This is a genomic window from Corallococcus exiguus (assembly GCF_009909105.1).
Taxonomy (GTDB): Bacteria; Myxococcota; Myxococcia; order Myxococcales; family Myxococcaceae; genus Corallococcus; species Corallococcus exiguus.
In genome coordinates, this window is the sequence record NZ_JAAAPK010000009.1 from 179058 (window position 1) to 198578 (window position 19521).

The 19521-nt window shown below is 72.6% G+C and carries 16 protein-coding genes; 6 read left to right on the forward strand and 10 right to left on the reverse strand.

Going from position 1 to position 19521, the window contains the following annotated elements; genetic code table 11:
• Nucleotides 1-86: 86 nt before the first annotated feature.
• Nucleotides 87-1070 carry a lytic transglycosylase domain-containing protein gene (locus GTZ93_RS29530; protein WP_139919487.1) on the forward strand — a complete coding sequence of 328 codons (984 nt, stop codon included), beginning with the start codon at nt 87-89 and terminating at the stop codon, nt 1068-1070.
• A gap of 30 nt (nt 1071-1100) precedes the next feature.
• On the opposite strand, the gene GTZ93_RS29535 is transcribed toward GTZ93_RS29530, so the two are convergent.
• Genes GTZ93_RS29535 through GTZ93_RS29565 form a run of 7 tightly spaced genes read right to left on the reverse strand, consistent with a single transcriptional unit; the run spans nt 1101 to nt 7266 of the window.
• The gene (locus GTZ93_RS29535) at nt 1101-2219 is read right to left on the reverse strand and encodes a hybrid sensor histidine kinase/response regulator (protein ID WP_257979267.1); all 1119 of its coding nucleotides are present in this window, start codon (nt 2217-2219) and stop codon (nt 1101-1103) included.
• Nucleotides 2216-2917 (reverse strand): response regulator, encoded by a 702-nt coding sequence (locus GTZ93_RS29540; RefSeq protein WP_120578832.1) that lies wholly within the window; start codon nt 2915-2917, stop codon nt 2216-2218. The genes GTZ93_RS29535 and GTZ93_RS29540 overlap by 4 nt, the downstream gene beginning before the upstream one ends.
• Nucleotides 2917-4122, reverse strand: coding sequence for a sensor histidine kinase (locus GTZ93_RS29545; protein ID WP_167548476.1), 1206 nt, complete (start codon nt 4120-4122; stop codon nt 2917-2919). The genes GTZ93_RS29540 and GTZ93_RS29545 overlap by 1 nt, the downstream gene beginning before the upstream one ends.
• Nucleotides 4123-4150: 28 nt before the next feature.
• Nucleotides 4151-5539 carry a sigma-54-dependent transcriptional regulator gene (locus tag GTZ93_RS29550; RefSeq protein ID WP_139919486.1) on the reverse strand — a complete coding sequence of 463 codons (1389 nt, stop codon included), beginning with the start codon at nt 5537-5539 and terminating at the stop codon, nt 4151-4153.
• A gap of 32 nt (nt 5540-5571) precedes the next feature.
• Nucleotides 5572-5862 (reverse strand): TraR/DksA family transcriptional regulator, encoded by a 291-nt coding sequence (locus GTZ93_RS29555; RefSeq protein ID WP_126935693.1) that lies wholly within the window; start codon nt 5860-5862, stop codon nt 5572-5574.
• Nucleotides 5863-5884: 22 nt separating this feature from the next.
• The gene (locus tag GTZ93_RS29560; protein WP_139919485.1) at nt 5885-6931 is read right to left on the reverse strand and encodes a hypothetical protein; all 1047 of its coding nucleotides are present in this window, start codon (nt 6929-6931) and stop codon (nt 5885-5887) included.
• Entirely contained in the window at nt 6928-7266 is a 339-nt protein-coding gene (locus GTZ93_RS29565) for a TraR/DksA family transcriptional regulator (RefSeq protein ID WP_120578836.1), read from the reverse strand. Before GTZ93_RS29565 ends, GTZ93_RS29560 begins: the two co-directional genes overlap by 4 nt.
• 258 nt (nt 7267-7524) lie before the next feature.
• On the opposite strand from GTZ93_RS29565, the gene GTZ93_RS29570 reads away from it, so the two are divergent.
• Nucleotides 7525-8541 carry a 2-hydroxyacid dehydrogenase gene (locus GTZ93_RS29570; protein WP_139919484.1) on the forward strand — a complete coding sequence of 339 codons (1017 nt, stop codon included), beginning with the start codon at nt 7525-7527 and terminating at the stop codon, nt 8539-8541.
• A 21-nt stretch (nt 8542-8562) separates the two neighbouring features.
• On the opposite strand, the gene GTZ93_RS29575 is transcribed toward GTZ93_RS29570, so the two are convergent.
• The gene (locus tag GTZ93_RS29575; RefSeq protein ID WP_161663147.1) at nt 8563-11028 is read right to left on the reverse strand and encodes a cation-translocating P-type ATPase; all 2466 of its coding nucleotides are present in this window, start codon (nt 11026-11028) and stop codon (nt 8563-8565) included.
• A gap of 359 nt (nt 11029-11387) precedes the next feature.
• Here GTZ93_RS29575 and GTZ93_RS29580 point away from each other — a divergent pair, with 359 nt between their 5' ends.
• Nucleotides 11388-12677: a universal stress protein gene (locus GTZ93_RS29580; RefSeq protein ID WP_126936429.1), complete on the forward strand. Its 1290-nt coding sequence runs from the start codon at nt 11388-11390 to the stop codon at nt 12675-12677.
• Nucleotides 12678-12695: 18 nt separating this feature from the next.
• On the opposite strand, the gene GTZ93_RS29585 is transcribed toward GTZ93_RS29580, so the two are convergent.
• Entirely contained in the window at nt 12696-13193 is a 498-nt protein-coding gene (locus GTZ93_RS29585) for a hypothetical protein (protein ID WP_120581444.1), read from the reverse strand.
• Nucleotides 13194-13214: 21 nt separating this feature from the next.
• A complete protein-coding gene (locus GTZ93_RS29590) occupies nt 13215-13895 on the reverse strand; it encodes a hypothetical protein (RefSeq protein WP_257979537.1) in 681 nt (226 codons plus the stop codon).
• 351 nt (nt 13896-14246) lie between these two features.
• On the opposite strand from GTZ93_RS29590, the gene GTZ93_RS29595 reads away from it, so the two are divergent.
• The 3 genes from GTZ93_RS29595 to GTZ93_RS29605 all read left to right on the forward strand — a co-directional run bounded on the left by GTZ93_RS29595 (nt 14247) and on the right by GTZ93_RS29605 (nt 19516).
• Complete coding sequence (locus tag GTZ93_RS29595; RefSeq protein ID WP_139923603.1) at nt 14247-15107, forward strand: hypothetical protein; 861 nt, start codon at nt 14247-14249, stop codon at nt 15105-15107.
• Between the two features lie 164 nt (nt 15108-15271).
• A complete protein-coding gene (locus GTZ93_RS29600; RefSeq protein WP_161663148.1) occupies nt 15272-18874 on the forward strand; it encodes an annexin in 3603 nt (1200 codons plus the stop codon).
• Nucleotides 18875-18886: 12 nt separating this feature from the next.
• Nucleotides 18887-19516: a hypothetical protein gene (locus GTZ93_RS29605; RefSeq protein ID WP_139918190.1), complete on the forward strand. Its 630-nt coding sequence runs from the start codon at nt 18887-18889 to the stop codon at nt 19514-19516.
• The last annotated feature ends 5 nt before the right edge of the window (nt 19517-19521 follow it).

Below are 19521 nucleotides of genomic sequence, written 5' to 3' on the forward strand. Positions count from 1 at the left end.
CGCCCCCTCCCTGGGGACTGGCACACCGGCTGCTATGGGGTCCTGCATCGCTTCACCCGAACCCAATCCCTTTCGAGGTCCCCGCCATGGCCATCTCGCCCCTCCGCAGCACCTCCGCTTCCGTGTCCCGCCTGCCGGTACAGGACGCCGCCTCCCCCTGCCTCGCTGGTCGTCCGGGTGGCGTGGACGGGTTCTCCTCCAGCCAGAAGCCGGGCTCGCCGGGGCTCGCGGCGTTCCAGAAGGATGGCTTCGACATCGGCTCCGGCAAGGGCGCGGAGCTGGGCAAGCTGCTGCAGGACACGCTGTCCGCGCTGACGTCCATCGTGCAGTTGGTGGCGCAGGCCGTGCCGGGCGGCGCGCAGGCGCTCCAGGGTGTCTCCGGAGCCCAGGGTGCGCAGGGCGCCTCGGGCGGGAAGTGCGGCACGGGTTCGCAGTCCTTCTCCGACAGCAGCTTCACGCCGCAGGACACGTCGCGTCCTCCCGTGGCGCTCAACGGCAACACCGGCGTCGTGGGCCCGTCGGCTTCGCAGTCGCAGGCGTCCAACGGCAACACCGGCGTCGTGGGGCCCACGACTTCGTCCTCGAGCGGCGGCACGAAGCTGGGCGGCAACCTGCCCGCGGGGCTGGAGAAGTTCCGCGGCGCCATCGAGTCCGCCGCCGCCAAGACGGGCATGCCGGCGGAGATGCTGGCCGCGCAAATCTGGCAGGAGTCGCGCGGCAACCTGGACGCCGTCACCACCAACGGCGGCAACGGCCTGACGGACACCGGCCTGATGCAGGTCAACCCCAACACCTACGGGGAGCTGCAGGCGAAGCACCCGGAGCTCCAGGGCAAGAACCTCTCCGACCCGGAGACCAACATCCTGGCGGGCGCGTTCTACATGAAGGACATGAAGGAGCAGTTCGGCAGCGATGAGCTGGCCCTGCGAGCCTACAACTCCGGCCCCAACGGCGTGGACAAGAGCAACCCGGACGCCATCCCCGCCGGCACCGGCGACGCCACCTACGTGCAGAAGGTGAAGTCCTTCATGAACACGCTGGCCACCGGCCAGGGCTCGCTGCCCGCGTAGAAGCCTGACGGGATGGGGGCGTCCTGGGCCTCATCCCGCCTCCGTCCCCGGTGCTCCAGGCAACCGCAAGGTGAAGCGCGCGCCCCCCAACGGCCCTTCCTCCACCTGGAGGGTGCCGCCGTGCTGGGTGACGATGGCGTGCACGATGGAGAGCCCCAGCCCGCTGCCGCTCGCCTTCGTCGTGAAGAAGGGCTCGAAGAGCCTCCCCTGCGCCTCCACCGGCACGCCGGGCCCGCTGTCGTCCACGAAGAGCGCCACCTCCCCTCCCCGCGCGCTCGCGCTGAAGCGCACCCGGCCTCCCTGCGGCGTCGCCTCCAGCGCGTTGAGCGCCAGGTTCAGCAGCACCTGCCGCAGCCGCTCCTCCTCCCCCCACGCCTCCAACGCGCCCGGCGGCTCCACCTCCAGCGTCACGCCGCGCTGCTCGGCCTGCCAGGCCAGGAGGCTGCTCACCCGCTCGAACAGCGGCGCCACCGCCACGGCGCCCGACTTGAACTCGCGGGGACGGGCGAACTGGAGGAAGTCCTCGAGGATGTGATCCAGGCGGCGGATTTCATCCCGCACCAGCAGCAGCGGCTCCAGGAGCGGCCCCTGGACGGACTCCTCCAGCCTGCGCACCCGCCGCTCCAGGACGGTGAGCTGCAGGGCGGCGGCGTTGAGGGGGTTGCGGATTTCATGCGTCAGGCCCGCGGTCAGCGTGCCCACCGCGGCCAGCTTCTCCGTCATCTGCGCGCGCCGGGCCAGCGCCTGCTTCTCACGGTGCAGCCGCACCTGGCGCAGCGCCTGCTCCAGGGTCACCAGCAGCTCCGGCGTGGCGCAGGGCTTGAGCAGGTACGCGCACGCGCCCGCGTGCACCGCGGCCACCGCGGCCTCCAGCATGCCCAGGCCGGTGAGCAGCACCACCTCCCCCTCCGGCACCAGCGCCTTGAGCCGGGGGGCGAGCCACGTGCCCTCTCCGTCCGGCAGCCGGACGTCCACCAGCGCCACGTCGAAGCCCGCCGGCGCCCGCTCCAGCGCCCCCGCGCAGCTCGTCGCGCTGGAGACGACGTAGCCCTGGTCCTCCAGCAGCTCCCGCATGTTGTCCAGGAACGCCGCGTTGTCATCCACCACCAGCACCCGGGGACGCTCCCCCGCGCTCCCCGGCCCCGTCACGCGCGGCCTCCGTGCACCTGCTCCAGCTCCGCGAGCAGCGCCCCGGTGTCGAAGGGCTTGCGGACCAGCCGGCCCTCGAAGTCCGCGGGCAGCGCCTCCGGGTAGGCCGTGACGACGAAGGGGGTGGTGCCGGGGAAGCGCTCCTGTACGCGGCGCAGCGCCTCGCCATCGGGGCCGCCCGGCACGCGCAGGTCCACGAGCGCCGCGAAGGGGCGGACGGGCTCCAGGCCCACCACGTCCGGCACCGAGTGCGCGACCACGGCCGTGAAGCCGCGCTCGCGCAGCACCTCCGTGAGGTTGTCCGCGAGGCGAACGTCGTCCTCCACCAGCACGACGAGTCCGTCGCGGCGGGCCCGCGTGAGCAGCTCCACCAGCGCGGGCACCGGCACCGGCTTGGGCAGCACCGCGAGCACGCCCTCCGCGCGCGCTCGCGCGAGCTCGGCCTCTCCGGGGTGCGCGGTGATGACGATGGCCGCGAGCCCCGGGTCCCGCTGACGCAGGTGGTGCACCAGCGCGGCGCCGCTCATTCCAGCCATGCGCATGTCGGTGATGAGCACGTCGTAGCGTTCCTCGCGCGCGGCCTGGAGCGCGGCGTCGCCCCGGTCCACCACGGTGGCCGAGTGGCCCGCGTCCTCGAGGATCTCCGCCAGGTTCTCCGCGAAGGCCCGGTTGTCATCCACCAGCAGGAAGCGGCCCATCAGGAAGGCTCCAGCGTCAGGGGAAGCTCCACCACGAAGCGGGCCCCGCCCGGCCCGGCTCCGGCTTCGGCGGGAGCGTACGCGATGCCTCCTCCATGCCTTTCCAGGATGCGCCGCACGAGCGCCAGGCCCAGCCCCAGCCCGCGCGCCTTCGTGGTCATCAATGGCTCGAAGACGCGCGCGCGGATGGACGGGTCCAGGCCCGGGCCGCTGTCCTCCAGCACCAGGCGGATCCGCCGCACCCCGGCCTCCGGGACGTCCGCCGTCAGCCACACCTCGCCTTCGCGCTCGCCCAGGGCCTGCACCGCGTTCTGCAGCAGGTTCACGAAGACCTGCCGCAGCTGCACCGCGTCTCCTTCCAGCGAGGGCAGCGCCTCCAGGCCCTCGGCGCGCACGCGCACGTGTTCGGGCGGCGCGACGGCCTCGCGCGCGGAGACCCAGACCTCCGCGAGCCGCAGCGGCGCGCGGACCAGCGGGCGGGAACGGATCATGTCCAGCAGGCTGGTGACGATGTGGTTGGCGACCTCCACCTGTTCCCCGATGCGGTCCAGGTGCTTGGCCACGCGCGCGTCCTCCTTCGCGGCGGGGCGGCCCTTGAGGATGAAGAGCGACGTCTCGATGACGCCCAGCGGGTTGCGCAGCTCATGGCCAATGGAGCCCACCAACTGCCCGAAGGTCGCCAGCCGCTCGGCCCGGGCCCCCTGGGCCAGCAGGTCCTCGCGGTACGTGTGCAGCATGATGGCGAGCTCCAGGTCGAGGATCTTCCCCAGCGCCCGGTCCAGGCGGGCGGCCCGGTCGGGGTCGCCGCGCAGCGACTCCTCCATTACCGCCGTCAGCTCCTGGCGCAGCAGGTTCATGGCGCCGAACATGTAGTGCTGCGGCAGGTGGATGCGCACGTGCACCCGTCCGATGCGGCAGCGGCGCTCGAAGTAGGCCGCGTCCCACGGCCCCAGGAGCAGCGACCCCATCCAGTCCTGGAGGGTCACCTTGAGGTGGCCCACCTGGCTCTCGCCTCCCTCCAGCGCCTTGCGCGCCCCCGGGTGTTCGAGGATGCGCCGGTAGAAGACGTCCGCGATGCGCTCGAAGTGCGCGCAGGCGATGGGGTGCAGCTCCCGCAGGGCCTCCCCGTCGATAGCGGAGAAGCCCACGTAGCGCTGGAGCTCCTCCAGGACGTCGTCCGTCACGCCTTCAGGTCTGGCTTCCATGGCGAATCCCTTCCTTGCGCGCGGGGCCTTAGGAGGCGGCCGGCTCCTCGTCCGGGCCGGTGCCACCGCCGCCGTACTCCTTGAGCTTGTATTGGATCTTCCGCACGCTGATGCCCAGCACCTCCGCGGCGCGCGTGGTGGAGCCCTGCACCATCTCCAGCGTGCGGAGGATGGCCTCGCGTTCGATGGCGGCGAGCGTCGCGCCGGGGATGAGCCGGTCGCCGCTCCCCGCGCTGGGGCGGGGGCCGCGCAGCACGGGCGGCAGGTCGTCCGCCGTGAGTTCCTCTCCTCGCGCGAGCACCACGGCGCGCTCCACCACGTTCTCCAGCTCGCGGATGTTGCCCGGCCAGTCGTGGCTCATCAGCGCCTCCAGGGTGCCGGGCGCCAGCCCCTTCACGGCCCTGCCATGGGCCGCGTTGCAGCGCTCGATGAAGTGGCTCACCAGCGCGGGGATGTCCGCCTTGCGCCGGCGCAGGGGCGGCAGCGTCACCGCCACCACGTTGAGGCGGTAGTAGAGGTCCTCGCGGAAGCGGCCCGCCGCCACCTCCGCCTCCAGGTCGCGGTGGGTGGCCGCCACGATGCGCACGTCCACCTTCAACGTCTGCGTCCCGCCCACGCGTTCGAACTCGCGGCCCTGCAGCACGCGCAGCAGCTTCACCTGCACGGCCGGGGAGATTTCGCCAATCTCGTCCAGGAACAGGGTGCCCCCGTCCGCCAGCTCGAAGCGGCCCTCCTTGCGCGCCAGGGCGCCGGTGAAGGCCCCCCGCTCGTGGCCGAACAGCTCGCTCTCCAGCAGGCCCTCGCTGAGCGCCGCGCAGTGCACCTTCACGAAGGGGCGCGCCTTGCGCGGGCTGAGTTCGTGCAGCGCCTGGGCCACCAGCTCCTTGCCCGTGCCGCTCTCGCCCAGGATGAGCACCGTGGCCCGCGTGGGGGCCGCCTGGTGGATGAGGGAATACACGCCCTGGAGCTCGGGCGCGTCCCCGATGATGTTGCCCACGCGGAAGCGCTCCGCCACCCGCTCCCGCAGCTGCCGCGTCTCCTGCTTCAGCCGGCGCGTCTCCAGCGCCTTGCCCAGCACGACGAGCACGGCGTTCAGGTCCAGCGGCTTGGTGAGGTAGCTCTCCGCGCCCAGGCGCATGGCCTCCACCGCCGCCTCCACCGTGGCGAACGCCGTCATCATCACGAAGGCCGCGTCGCTGCCGTCCTCCTTCGCGCGGCGCAACAGGGTGACGCCGTCCATGCGAGGCATCCGCACGTCGGTGAGCACCAGCGAGGGTGAGAAGTCCGGGAGCGCCGCGAGCGCCTCCGCGCCGTCCGCGGCCTCACGCACCTCGTACCCCTCCTCCGCGAGGAGGGTGGCCAGGGCGCGCCGCGCGTTCACCTCGTCATCCACGACCAGGATGCGTTCCGGGGACATGCCCCTGCTTACCAGAGATGAATCCGGGGCCTTCATGCGTTCGCGTCCCGGGCCCGCGCATCCGCGCACGCCTGGCAGCAGCGCGCCTCCGGGACGGCGAGCAGCCGCTGCCGGCCGATGGCGCCCCCACACCGCTCGCAACCTCCGAAGCGGCCCTGCTCGATGCGCTCGAGCGCCGCCTCCACCTCCGCCAGCTCGTGCGGCGGGAGTCGCGCTCCCCGCACGGGCGTCCGGGCAGCCAACGCCGCGCACGACGCACGCAGCGCGTTCCGGCGGGACAGGAGCATCCGCAGCGCCAGGGTCGTGATGGGGTCCGCGTGCATGAAGTCCTCGTCCGTGCGGGCTTCAGGAGGCCGGGGGAAGTGACAGGGCGGCGGAGCGCTTGCGCCGCGCCGCGAGCACGCCCGGCACCGCGAGCACCGCGACGGCCACCGTCACCAGCGCGGCGCCCGCCAGCTCCCGGACGCTCACGCCGGGGAGCCCCAGCCACGCCGCGAGCACGGCCGTCGCGCCCACGCCCGCGAACACACTGGAAGCGCGGTTGATGGGCACGGTGAAGGTGTTCTCCCGCGCATCCAGCAGCACCAGTCCACCGAAGATGCCGCTGCCCTGGGACAGGAGCCCCACGGCCAGCTCCACGGCCAGCGTGGGCCGTGTGAACATCCCGGTGAAGCCCTCGCGCAGCTGCTCCGCCGCGCCCCCCACGCCCGCCAGGGCCCACAGCGCGAGCAGGACGACGAGCGCGGGCGCGGCCACCATCTGCTCCTCCACGAAGTAGCGCTCGCGCGCGCCGGGGACGTGGTTCTTCGCCAGCCGGCTCATGAAGCGCAGCCGCACGAAGTAGCCGACGACGTACACCGCCCAGTCCAGTCCCGCCACCAGGGAGAGGCGCGGCTCCGCGCCCGGCCCCGTCGCGACGAGCAGCGCCGCCAGGCTCACCCCCAACGCGACACGCGAAGGCCACGCGACGCTCCGGCCGCTCACCGCGTCCACCAGCGGCGCGAGCACCAGCACGCCGCCGCGCATCAGCAGCATCATGAAGACGATGGAGGTGCCGTCGAAGGTGTACGCCAGCGTGGTGGTGGCGATGATGCCCGTGGTGCACAGGCCGGACAGGAAGGTCCAGCGCCCCGGCCAGGGCAGGCTCACCGGCCCGAAGCGCCGCCGCCCCGCGTGCTGGAAGGAGCCGCTCCACGCCAGGTACGTGAACATCCCCACGAGCGTGGCCAGCGCCGTGGAGGGCAGCAGCACGAAGCCCGGCAGCCCCGCGGTCATCCCCGGCAGTGCGCCCAGGCTCAGCGCCTTCGTCAGCGCGCTGTAGGGCAGGTAGCAGGCGAAGTACCCCAGCGCGAACCACCCGATGGCGACCGGGGCCTTGGGAGACGGACTCATCGTCTGCTCGCCACGCACCAGGGGCAGCACCGGGCCTCGGGCAGGACATGGAGCCGCTCGGGCTCGATGACGGCGCCGCAGCCCTCGCACCGGGGCAGGCCGTCCGCCGGAAGGTGCTCCAACGCGCGCTCCAGCGCCTCCAGGGCCCGCGCCTCGCGAGCGTCGAGCGCGTCGAGCAGCCGCGTCTCCTCCAGGGCCATCGCGCGGTCCACCCACTCGGGGGCCCCGGCGCCGGTGACTTCACGCAGCAACTCCCGGTGCTTGCGCCTCATCTCCAGCAGGGCCCGCCACCGCTGGCGCAACCTCTGGCCTGCCTCGTCACGCGTGGCATTCATCGAGCGTCCTCCATTTCCCGTATCGCGTCCCGGGCCCCCCACGCTGCGCGGCCCACCCCCGTTGCTCTACAGGATGCATGCCAGTCTTGTCCCGGGCCTTGCGTGGCGCGCCCCGCAGGAGTTGCACGAAAGCCCCCGTGCACCGCGCAACGCTTGCGCCCACCCGGCCCCCGGGGCCGGTGTCCCCGCCGCGCATGGCGGATGCAGAGTCCGGCGAAGAGCCCGCGGCCGCCTTCGCGCGCCGGAAGGAACACGCCCATGCGCATCGCCTTCTTCGACACCCACCGCTTCGACCGCACCGCCTTCGAGGAGGCCAACGCCGCGTTCGGCCATGAGTTCACCTGGTTCGAGCCCCGCCTGACGCCCCAGACGGTGGGACTGGCGGCGGGCTTCCCCGGGGTGTGCTCCTTCGTGAATGACCGGCTGGACGGCCCCTGCCTCCAGGCGCTGGCGCAAGGGGGCACGCGGCTGGTGGCGCTGCGCTCGGCGGGCTTCAACCACGTGGACCTGTCGGAGGCCGCCCGGCTGGGGATGACCGTCGTCCGGGTGCCCGAGTACTCACCGCAGTCCGTGGCCGAGCACACCGCGGCGCTCGTGCTCGCGCTCAACCGCAAGGTGCACCGCGCCTACGCGCGGGTGCGCGAGTGGAACTTCTCGCTGGACGGGCTGGTGGGGTTCGACCTGCACGGCAAGACGGTGGCCCTGGTGGGGCTGGGGCGCATCGGCCGCGCCACCGCCCGCATCTTCCACGGCTTCGGCTGCCGGCTGCTCGCGGTGGATCCCCAGCTGAAGGAAGAGGACGCGCGGCGACTGCACCTGGAGCCCGTGGCGCTCCCGGAGGCCCTGGCCCGGGCGGACATCCTCTCGCTGCACCTGCCCCTCACGCCCGGCACGCGCCACCTCATCGACGCGGCGGCGCTCGCGCGGATGAAGCCCGGAGCGATGCTCATCAACACCGGCCGGGGGGCGCTCATCGACAGCCATGCCCTGCTGGCGGCGCTCAAGTCGGGCCACCTGGGGGCCGCCGGGCTGGACGTGTACGAAGAGGAGGAAGGCGTCTTCTTCCAGGACCTCTCCGGACAGGTGCTCCAGGACGACGTGCTCGCGCGGCTGCTCACCTTCCCCAACGTGCTCATCACCGCGCACCAGGCCTTCCTCACCCGTGAAGCGCTGGGTGCCATCGCCCGCACCACGCTCGAAAGCATCCGCCGCTTCGAGCAGGGCGAGCCCCTGGAGGCGACGGAGGTCCGGGCCGAGCAGGTGCGCCCCCGCTGAAAGTCCGGAAGGCCGCCCGCGTCAACCGCCACGGGGGGCGCGCGCACGGGCCCGCGCCATCCCGCGCAAGAGCAGCTTGCGCAGCTCCAGCACGCTCACCGGGATGAACCCCAGCCCCAGGGCGAGCGCGAGGTGCGCGACGTCCAGCGGCACCAGCGAGAAGAACGCGGCGAGCGCGGGCACCTCCGGCAGGGCGGCCTGCAGCGCCAGGGTGAGGGCCGCCACCGCGAGCAGCGGCCGGTTGTCGAAGGCGCCCACCTCCCAGTGGAGCAGGTCCACGCTGCGCGCGGCGAAGGCCCGCAGCACCTGGCAGCACACCAGCACGGTGAAGGTCAGCGTGCGCGCCTCCTCCACCGGCAGGCGCTGGAGGCTCCAGAGGAAGGTGCCCAGCGTGACGGCGGCATCCAGCAGGCCGGTGGCCAGCACCGCGCCCCACTCGGGGCGTCCCAGCATGGGCGCCTCCGGACGGCGGGGCGGGTGGCGCATGACGTCCGGCGAGACGGGGTCCATCACCAGCGCGAGCGCCGGCAGCCCGTCCGTCACCAGGTTCACCCAGAGCAGGTGCAGGGGCAGGAGCGGCAGGGGCAGCCCCAAGAGCGACGCGCACAGCATCAGCACCAATTCGCCGGCGTTGCCCGCCAGCAGGTAGACGAGCGTCTTGCGGATGTTCTCGTAGATGCCGCGCCCCTCGCGCACGGCGGCCACGATGCTCGCGAAGTTGTCGTCCGTGAGGATGAGGTCGGACGCCTCGCGGGTGACCTCCGCGCCGGTGCGGCCCATGGCGATGCCGATGTGCGCCTCGCGCAGCGCGGGCGCGTCGTTCACGCCATCTCCCGTCATGGCGACGACCTCCCCGCGCGCCTTCCACCCGCGCACGATGTGGAGCTTCTGCTCCGCGGTCGCCCGCGCGTGCACGATGCCCTCGGGCGATTCACCCTCGCGCAACAGGCCCAGCTCCTTCGCGATGGCCAGGGCGGTGGCCGGGTGGTCGCCGGTGATCATCACCGTGCGCACCCCGGCGTCGCGCGCCGCGCGCACGGCCTCCACCGCCTCCGGGCGGGGCGGATCCGCGAGCCCCACCAGCCCCAGCAGCGTGAGCCCCTGCTCCTCCGGCCCCCGTCCCTCCGCCACCGCCAGCACGCGCAGGGCCCGCCCCGCCAGCGAGGCCTGGGCCTCCTTCACCCCCGGCGGCACTTCCCGGCACAGGGGCAGCAACGCCTCCAGCGCGCCCTTCAGGTAGAGCACGCCGTCCGAGCGCAGGACGCTCATGCGCCGCCGCTCCGAATCAAAGGGCTGCTCCGCCACGCGCGGCCGGTCGCGCTCCAGGTCCGCGCGCTCGATGCCCCGGACCCGCGCCGCCGCGAGCAGCGCCAGCTCCGTGGGGTCCCCCGCGCCAGTCCCCTGCCCCTGCCCCAGCTCCGCGTCGCAGCAGCCCGCGGCCACCTCCAGCACGCGTGGCGCCGCCTCCGGAGGCCACAGCTCGCGCACCTCCATGATTCCCTGGGTGAGCGTGCCCGTCTTGTCCGTGCAGATGACGGTGGCCGAGCCGAGCGCCTCCACCGCCTGCATCCGCCGCACGAGCACGTGCCCCTTCACCATGCGCTGCACGCCCACGGCGAGCGCGAGCGTCACCACCGTGGGCAGGCCCTCTGGCACCGCCGCGACCGCGAGCGCCACCGCCGACAGCAACAGCTCCACCCCCGCCTGCCCCCGCGCCAGCCCCAGGCCCGCCACCAGCGCGCCCACGGCCACGCACAGCACCAGCAGCATGCGGGTGACGCCCTCCAGGCGCTGTTGCAGCGGCGTCTGGGGCTCCTGAGCCGTGTGGACCAGGTGCGCGATGCGGCCCAGCTCCGTAGCCATGCCGGTGGCCGTCACCTCCACCACCGCCGTGCCCGCCGCCACGGAGGTCCCCATGAAGACGCGGTCCTTGCGCTCCGCCAGCGGGGTGGAGTCCGGCAGCGCGCCCACCTGCTTGTCCACCGGCGTGCTCTCCCCGGTGAGCGCCGCCTCCAGCGTGAGCAGCGCATGCGCCGAGAGCAGCCGCGCGTCCGCCGCCACCACGTCCCCCGCCTCCAGCACCAGCGCGTCCCCCGGCACCACCTGGGACGCCGGAATCACGGCGCTCACGCCGTCGCGCAGCACCCGCGCGCTGGGAGCGGTGAGCGCGCGCAGGGCCAGCACGGCGCGGTCCGCGCGGTACTCCTGGAGGAAGCCCACCAGCGCGTTGAGCACCACGATGGTGGCGATGGCCACCGCGTCCGCGCCCTCGCCCAGGAGCGCCGCCACGCCGCACGCGCCCAGCAGCAGCCACACCATGCCGGAGCGGAACTGGCGGCCCAGGAAGAGCCACGCGGAGCGGGGCTGCTCGCGCGTCAGGGTGTTGGGTCCGTGCTGGCCCAGGCGCGCCTCGGCCTCCCGCTGCTCCAGGCCCAAGCGCGGCGCCGGAGCCACCGCCACCGCCGCCGCGCCATTCGCCGCGCTCATCGCGACACCACCCGCCCGCCACGCTCGCCACGCCGCTCCACGCGGTGGCCACGCTCGGGGTCCAGCCAACCAGGGAGGCTCATCTCGGGTCGCTCCTGCGCCAGGGGATGCCCGCGACGGTTTGCGAAGCCCATGCCGCGAGGGTGGACGCGGGCCGGGTCCCCCGGAGGCGCGCAGCTTTTGCGCCCGTGCGCCTCCAGGCTCCGCAACCCTTGCGCGGGCCGGGCCGGGGACGCCGGAGGGGCGCGACGGCACGCATCCTGAAGAGGCCTGGAAGCAACAGCGGGGCGCGCTCCCAGCGCGAACCCGCCCACCGGAAAGCCCCGGTGCGGCGCCTTCCCCCCGCCTGGAGTCCAGCCATGGCCATCATCTGCGCAACCGACCTCTCCGAGGGTTCCCGTCAGGCCGCGGAGGTGGCCGCGCGAATCGCCGCACGCCGGGGTCTGCCGCTCTGGCTCGTCCACCAGGTCCACCCGGATCAACTCCGGGTCGCCGCCGAGCCCGTGCGCGAAGGCCTGCGGGCGCTGCTGCGTGAGGAGCTCCGGCGGCTGGAGCCGCTGGGCGCGCGGGTGGAGTCCTCCCTGCTGGAGAGCGGCTCCTCGCGGGCCCTGGCCGTCTTCTGCGACGCGCACGAGGCGCGGCTGCTGGTGGTGGGGACGCCCCGCGAAGAGCCCGCCGCCCTGGGTTCGGGCGTCAGCCTGGAGCGCATCGCGAGCAACTGCGCCGTGCCGCTCCTGCGGGTCCGTGACGCCGCCCCCTTCGAGGCCTGGCTCACGGGTGCGCGGCCCCTGCGCGTGATGTTCGGGGTGGATCGCTCACGGGGCAGCGAGGCCGCCCGGCGCTGGCTGGCGGAGCTGGGCGCGGATGGCCCCATCGAGCTGCTGGCGGGGCATGTCTATTACGCCTTCGAGCAGTGCCGGCGCCTGGGACTGCCCACCCCCATGAACCTGGATGAGGTGGCGCCCCGCATCGAGGCCGTGCTCCACCGTGAGGTGGCGGCGCTGGCGGACACGGGCCTGGGCGTCGCGCCGCGCGTGCACCTGCGCATGGCCGTGGGCCGCGCCGCGGACCACCTGGTGGACCTGGCCCGCGAGCAGGAAGTGGACCTGCTCGTGGTGGGCACGCACCCGCATAACGCCCTGGGCAACCTGGCCTCGGTGGCGCACCACGCCCTGCGGCTCGCGCCCATGTCGGCGGGCGTGGCGCCGGTGAGCCCCACTGCCTCCCGGGGCGAGGCGCCGCTGCCCCAGGTGCGGCGGCTGCTGGTGGCCACGGACCTGTCGCCGCTCGCGGACGAGGCCATCCCCTTCGCCTTCGCGCTGGCGCCCGCGGGCGCGGAGGTGCACCTGGTGACGGTGATTCCCGAGCGCGCCGGCGCGGAGCTCCACCGCGACCTGAAGCAGCGCCTGCTGGAGCGCGTGCCGAGGGGACTGGAGGTCCGGGAGGTCACCACGCGGCTGGAGGTCCTCCACGGCGAGGACGTGGCGCTCGCGCTCGTGCAGGCCGCGGAGCGGATGGACGCGGAGCTCCTCTGCCTGGGCTCGCGCGGCCACGGAGGCGTGAGGGAAGCCGTGCTCGGGTCGGTGGCGCGAAAGGTGCTCTCCCTGAGCCGCCGGCCCGTGCTCGTGCTGCGTCCCCCACTGCGCTGAAGCGCGTACGGGTTTCCGTCAGCGCGCGGCGGGAGCCCCGCCGCCCTGGCTGTAGCTGTCGCAGAGCGCCATGTACTCGTCGCTGTCCATGGCGAGCGCGGAGACCCGCAGCTTCTTCACGCGGGGCTTCGCCAGCGTGGTCTTGATCTGCACCATCTTCATGACGGGCAGGCCCATGTAGGACTGGTCGAGGTAGACGTTCTCCTCCATGTCCCCCCAGGCGATGAGCACGCCATCCGGGAAGCGGATGCCGTCCCGGCCGATGAGCAGCACGGGGCTGTCCAGCTTCCCCAGCCCCCGGACGCAGTTGAAGAGCATCCAGGCCGAGGCCAGGGTGATCAACGCGACGGCGATCCAGATGTTGCTCACCGGGAGCGCCCGCACGGTGAGCACGCCGAAGAGGCCCGTGGCAACGATCCAGATGACCACGCCCGCGATGAGCTTGCCCCGCGAGTAGTAGATGGCGCGCGGCTTTTCCGCCTGCTTCTTGGACTGGGGGGAGCGGTAGATTTCCATGTCGGGATGCCTGTGAGTGCGTCAGCCGGCCAGCCGGCCTGACAGATAGGCCAGCAGGACTGGCGCGTTGATGACCTTCGCTTCGTCGAACTTCCGGGCCTTGCCCTGGGCGACGATGACCAGGTCGCGGGACGCGTAGCCCTGGTCCACCTCGTCCTGGAGGCGGATGCTCTCGATGTCGTCCCAGCGCCAGAGCTTTCCCCGGTGGATGAGCCCCAGGTCGCCCAGGACGAGCGGTCCGAAGCGGACCGGCTTCCCCGCGGAGACCTGGTGGATCACGCGCTCCAGGAGGCGCGACACGACCTGCTCCAGCACCGCATCGTGCAGGACATCCGGGTCGCTCCACAGGAACAGCCGCAGCCGCAGCGTTCCACCCGTGTGGCGAAGGGTGACGCAGTCGTCCGCATGCTGCTCGATGATCTCCCGCACGTCCCGCCAGCGGATCCGCGTGCCGTCGGCGCGCAGGCCCTCGTCGTCCACCGTCAGGGTGTGCGGCGCCATCAGCCATACGAAGAGGTCGCGGGCCCGCCAGCCCAGGACCCAGATGCAGCAGGGGATGCCCAGGAGGAGCAGGTAGAAGCCAAACCCGCTCCGGAGCACGTCCTGCACCATCTGGTGCGGAAGCAGGGGCACGCCCAGGGGATCCAGGAGCGCCGCCGCCTCCACGTAGAGCAAAGCCAGGCCCGCCAGGAACCAATACACTGAGTGAGTTGGAAGAATCTTGTGGTGCGAGCGCTTCAGTGCTGCCTCCAGACGGGCCTGGGCGACACGTCTATAAACAATCAATCCTGTCTCCGCGACGTGTTTTGCCCCTCGGGCGTACGTTCTCGCGACCTGGGAAAAACACCCTCACGTGCTGAGACAGAACTGTCTGACCTTACCTGGAATCTCTCCTATCCAAAGACAACACAGTCCCGGGGGTTCGCGACGGGTACAGTGGTCCGGGCGCAATCGCAGACACCGGCGGTCTCCACCCGCGCCCATCGTCCACCGCCGAGGCGCCGGACCGCGCCCGGATTCACAAGCGGCGCGGCGGGGCTAGAGTCGCGGTCCATGCACGTCCTGCAACGCGGTCAGGCCCCCCAGAAGCCCCTCCTGCTGCGCCCCCTGTTCGGCGGGGTGCAGCGCATCGGCATGCGGTCGGAGACCACCACCACGCTTCGCGACGCGGGCCGCAGCAAGCCCGGGCCCGTGATGCCGGGGGTGCAGATGGTGATGGCCGTGGAGGTCTTGCGCGTGCTCCCGGATGGCAGCGCGCGCTACCGCTTCACGCTGGAGGAGGTGGACCTGCTCGTCGCCGCGCGCACGCCCGTGCGCACCATGGAGGCGGCCCGCGCGCAGCTGTCTCCCCTGCCCGGCCTGAAGGGCGAAGGCCAGGTGGCCCCCAACGGCCGCTCCAGCGGCTTCGAGTGGAAGCTGCCCGCGGACCTGCCCGCGCCCGTGCGCGGCCAGATGCAGCAGATGGCGGGGATGCTCAAGGACCTGGGCACCTTCCTGCCCGCCGAACCGGTGGGCGTCGGGGCCCGCTGGGAAGAGCAGGCCGCGGGAAGCGGCGCCCTCACCGGCGCGAACACGCGCGTGGAGCTGCGCAGCCTGGACGGCCAATCCGTGGGGCTGCGCCTCCAGATGGAGACGCCGCGCACGCCCCAGCCCGTCCCCGCCTCGCTCCGCCCGCCTCCGGGAGAAAAGGGCGAAGCCTCCATGCACACCGAGGCGAAGGGCCACGGCGGCTGCCTGCTCTCCCTGGACCGGCTGTGGCCCGTCCGCCTGGAGATGGACGTGGAGTCCCACGTCGCCGTCCGCGCCGGCACGCCGGACGCCCCCAAGCGCTTCGACGGCTTCACCACGTCCCGGCTTCAGGTCCGTGAGCTGTCCTTCACCCCGCCCCGCCTGCGCGCCACCCGCACAGTGTAGGCCAATGCATACCTGAAATTCCGGTCCGCCTGGGTCATCAGGCAACCCGTGGCGGGTTGATGCGATAATAGTGAAAAGGATTGCACCCGGTGGCGGGGGACGCCGCGGTTCCAGGGCGCCAGCATTGGACCCACCGAGGGCAGTGAAGTCTTCGGAGACAGACGATGGCGATCGACGGACCTCGTAACAACGGCCTCCCGCGCACGCTCCCGCAGCAGCCGCCGGCCCCCAAGCCTCCTCCTCCGCCACCCCCTCCTCCCGCGCCCAAGCCCGCGCCTCGCGACCGCTCCAGCTTCGACGGCACCCAGGCCCGGTCCGGCCCCTCGCTGGGGACGCCCACCACGCCCGCGAACGTCGCGACGACGCGCAGCACCGTCGCCGGCCCGCCCGCGCCCGCCCCGCAGGCCCCGGCTCCCGCTCCCGCTCCGGCCGCCCCTGCGTACACGCAGGCCCAGGCGGACAAGGACGCCAGCGCCCTGCGCGAGGCCATGGACGGCGGACTCACCGGGTGGGGCACCGACGAGGACAAGATCTTCCAGACGCTCGAGGGCAAGACGCCCGAGCAGGTCGCGATGATCCGCCAGAGCTACCAGGACCACTACGGCAAGAACCTGGATGAGAAGATCCGGGACGAGCTGGGTGGCTCCGACCTGCAGCGCGCGGAAGGCCTGCTCCAGGGCAACGGCGCGAAGAGCGACGCGGTCAACCTCCAGTCCGAGATGGACGGCCTCTTCGGCTCCAACGAGGACATGCTGAAGATCCTGGAGAAGCGCTCCCCCGCGGAGCGCCACGCCATCGCGCAGCAGTACGCGGACATGAACGGCGGCACCCCGGCGGGTCAGAAGCCCGAGGACGTCCTGCTGGCCCGCATGGGCCGGGAGATGGACGGCGCGCAGCTGGAGCGTGCCCGGAGCATGCTCAACGCGGGCCAGGCCGCCACGCCAGCGGAGGCCACCGCGCTGGAGACCCAGGCGCTCAAGGCCGGCCTGGAAGAGGACATGGCCGGCTGGGGCACCGACGAGGGCCGCATCTTCGAGCGCCTGGAGCGGGCCACGCCGGAGCAGCGCGCCATCCTCTCCCAGGACGAGGGCCTGAAGGCGAAGCTCAAGGACGAGCTGTCCACCGAGGAGTACGACCGCGCCGTCGGCCTGATGCAGGACAACCCGGCCCAGGCGGACGCGGCCCGGCTGCGCGAGGCCCTGGGCGGCTTCTTCGGCGCGGACGAGAGCGGCGTGCGCGACATCCTCCAGGGGAAGACGCCGGATCAGATCAACGCCATCAAGGCCGAGTACCAGAAGCAGACGGGCCAGTCGCTGGACTCCCAGATCCAGAAGTGGGACGGCGGCGACCGGGACGTCACGCTGCGCATGCTCAACCCGCCCGCCGCGGACGACGCGAAGGGGCAGGCAGAGGCCTCCGCGGAGCGGCTGTTCCTGGCCATGGACGGCATGGGCACGGACGAGGACGCCATCCGCTCCGAGCTGGGCGGCAAGTCCAAGGCACAGCTGGACACCATCGCCGCCGCCTACCAGCAGAAGTACGGCAAGGACCTGCGCGCGGAGCTGGACAGCGAGCTGGACGGCCGCGACGAGCTGGAGCTGCTCAAGCAGGACTACGACCTGGGCGCCATCGACCCCAACGACCCCAACGCCGCGCAGGAGCGCGCGCGGCGGCTGCGCGAGGTCCAGACCAACGAGTCCGGCTTCGGCGTGGACCTTCTGGACGGCATCCAGCACCTCACCAAGGGCGAGTCGGACAACGACATCCTCAACCGCAACCTGGACCGCGCCGACCAGGCCATCGCGACGGGTGACACCCAGCGCGCGAACACGCTGACGGGCTACGCCACGGAGGACGTGAAGGCGCTCCAGTCCGCCAAGGACTCGCTGGCGGAGACCACGGCCACCGTGGCCGTCGTCGCCGCGACCACCGTGGCCGTCGTCGCGACGGGCGGCGCGGCCACGCCCCTGGCCATCGCCGGGTACGCGGCGGTGGGCGCCACCACGCGCGCCGCGACGTACGCCGCCATCCAGGGCAACGCCGCCGGGGCGCAGGACCTGAGCCGCCAGGCGCTCATTGGCGCCGTGGAGGGCGGCACGGCGGTGATTCCCATTGGCAAGGGCGCTTCCCTCGCCACGGGCGGCACGCGCGTGGCGGCCACCCAGGCCACGGAGGCCGCGGTCCGCACGACCGTGCGGGAGACCGCGGAGGGCACCGTGCGCACCGCCATCAAGCAGGGCATCAAGGAAGGTGCCTACGGCGGCGCGGCCGGTGGTGCCATGGACGCGGCCACCCAGTCCGAGACGTGGAAGGACGGCGCGCTCACGGGCCTGGGCCGCGTGACGACCCGCGCGGTGACGGACGGCACCGTGGGCGCGGTGACCGGCGGCGTGGTGAGCGGCGGCCTGGCCAAGGGCGCGGACATGCTCAAGCCGCGTGAAATCCCGGTGATTCACAACCCGGACCTGCCGGGCAACACCACCAAGGTGCGCTACGACAACGGCCAGGTGCGGATTGAAGCGGGGCCGCACGCCACGCCCGCGGACATCGCCGCGCACCAGGAGACGGCCCGCCTGCTCCAGAAGTACGAGGGGCCCACCGGGCAGATCCGCCAGCTCAAGGACCGCGTCCAGCAGGCCCTCACCCGCACGCCGGGCTACGGCACGCAGGGCTTCGAGTCCAAGATGGAGGTGCAGAAGCTCAAGAACATCCTGGGCGGCCTGGAGGCGGCGCAGAAGCGCATCGACGACAGCATCGCGGGCATGAGCGGCAAGCCCACCGCGGCCACCGTCGCCGAGCGCGCGGCGCTCCAGCGCGACATCGCCAACGTGGAGTTCCAGATCGAGTTCCACGCCAAGCGGCTGGACTCGCTGGCGCCGGGCACGGGCTCCGTGGCCATGCACGGCACGCCGGGCGCCACGACGCCGGACTGGGCGGGCGTGGGCACGTCCGTGAACACCGTGGGGCAGGTGACGCCGCCCCCGCAGGTGCCCATGACGGCCGCGGAGAACACGGCCATCAACGGCCCGCGCAATCCCGCGACGGAGACGGCCCAGCAGTTCAAGGCCCGCCAGGCCGAGGGGCGCCGCGTCTACTCGGAGCGCACCTACGACCCGAAGACCCGGACCCAGGCCGAGCTCAACCGGGACGCGAACCCGGCCGTCTTCACGCAGGTGGATTCGGCGGGGAACAAGGTCCCCATCGAAACGCAGCAACTGGCCAAGCTGCGCGCGGAGCGGGCCCAGACGGAGATTTTGCGCCGGGGCGTCATCCGCGAGCAGCAGCTGGCCGAGGCCTTCCCGAACGGCCCCACGCTCAACGTGGCCGCCAACGACGCGGCGCACGGCTCGGCCCACAACGCGCACACCATCGACCGGCACGGCGCGTCGGTGCCCACGAACATCGCGGACGCGCCCCCGGGGGCCCGCACCATCGAGAGCCGCGTCACCGACGGCGCCGGATGGGGCTCGGTGGAGAACAACTCGTTCCAGTGGTCCAGCGACGCGACCATGGACTCCACCATCAACAAGTACGTGGCGGACAACTGGGACACCATCAAGACGGACCTGGCCCTGTACGGCCACAGCGACCACCTCAACATCCCCGTGACTCCCGGCACGACGGTGGGCAACGGCTTCACGGCCGTGGAATCGGCGGGCACCCGCACCGCCGTCCCCGCGAACGCGGGCAGCTACAACGTCCGGCTGCGCCTCATCGACGGCACCCCGCCGCAGGTGATGGTATTGACCGCCTTCCCTGGTCCCTGAGGCCCCCTTCCGATGACCGCCGACCCCAAGACAAGCGCGCGCTTCGAAGAGCTCAAGGCGCGCATGGAAGCCCTCAAGAACGCGCCTCCGCTGGAGAAGGCGCGCACCTTCTTGAGCACCTACTGCGCGCCCAACTCGACCCTGGCCGACGTGGAGGACCAGGTCCGGCACGCGCTGGGCTTCAACAGCATTCCCCTGTACACGGGCATCGAAGGCCTGGAGGCCGTCCTCGCCGACACGCGCCTGCCCTCTTCGACGCTGGTGTCGCTGGCCCGTGACGAGGCGAAGCGCCAGGAGCTGCCCGCGACCCCCGTGGCGGCCCGTCAGTACCTGGAGCAGGTGCTGGGCGTGCTGCGCAAGCACCTTCCCAAGGAGCCCGAGGTCGAGGGCGTCGCCGGCTTCGGCGTCGACGACGTCTACAACCTGCGCGACCCGGCCGGGAAGCTGGAGCGCCTGCGCTGCATCGACATGGTGGGCGTGGGCAATGAGAGCTTCGCGGTGCTCGTGCCGGAGCACGCCAGCGAGGACAAGGGGCCCTTCACGGTCTACCGCTACCAGGCGGTGCCCGGGCAGCCCTTCAAGTACGACCGCGTGACGGACGCGGGCCTCGCCGCGAAGGTGCTCAAGGCTTCCCGGAGCTGACCTCC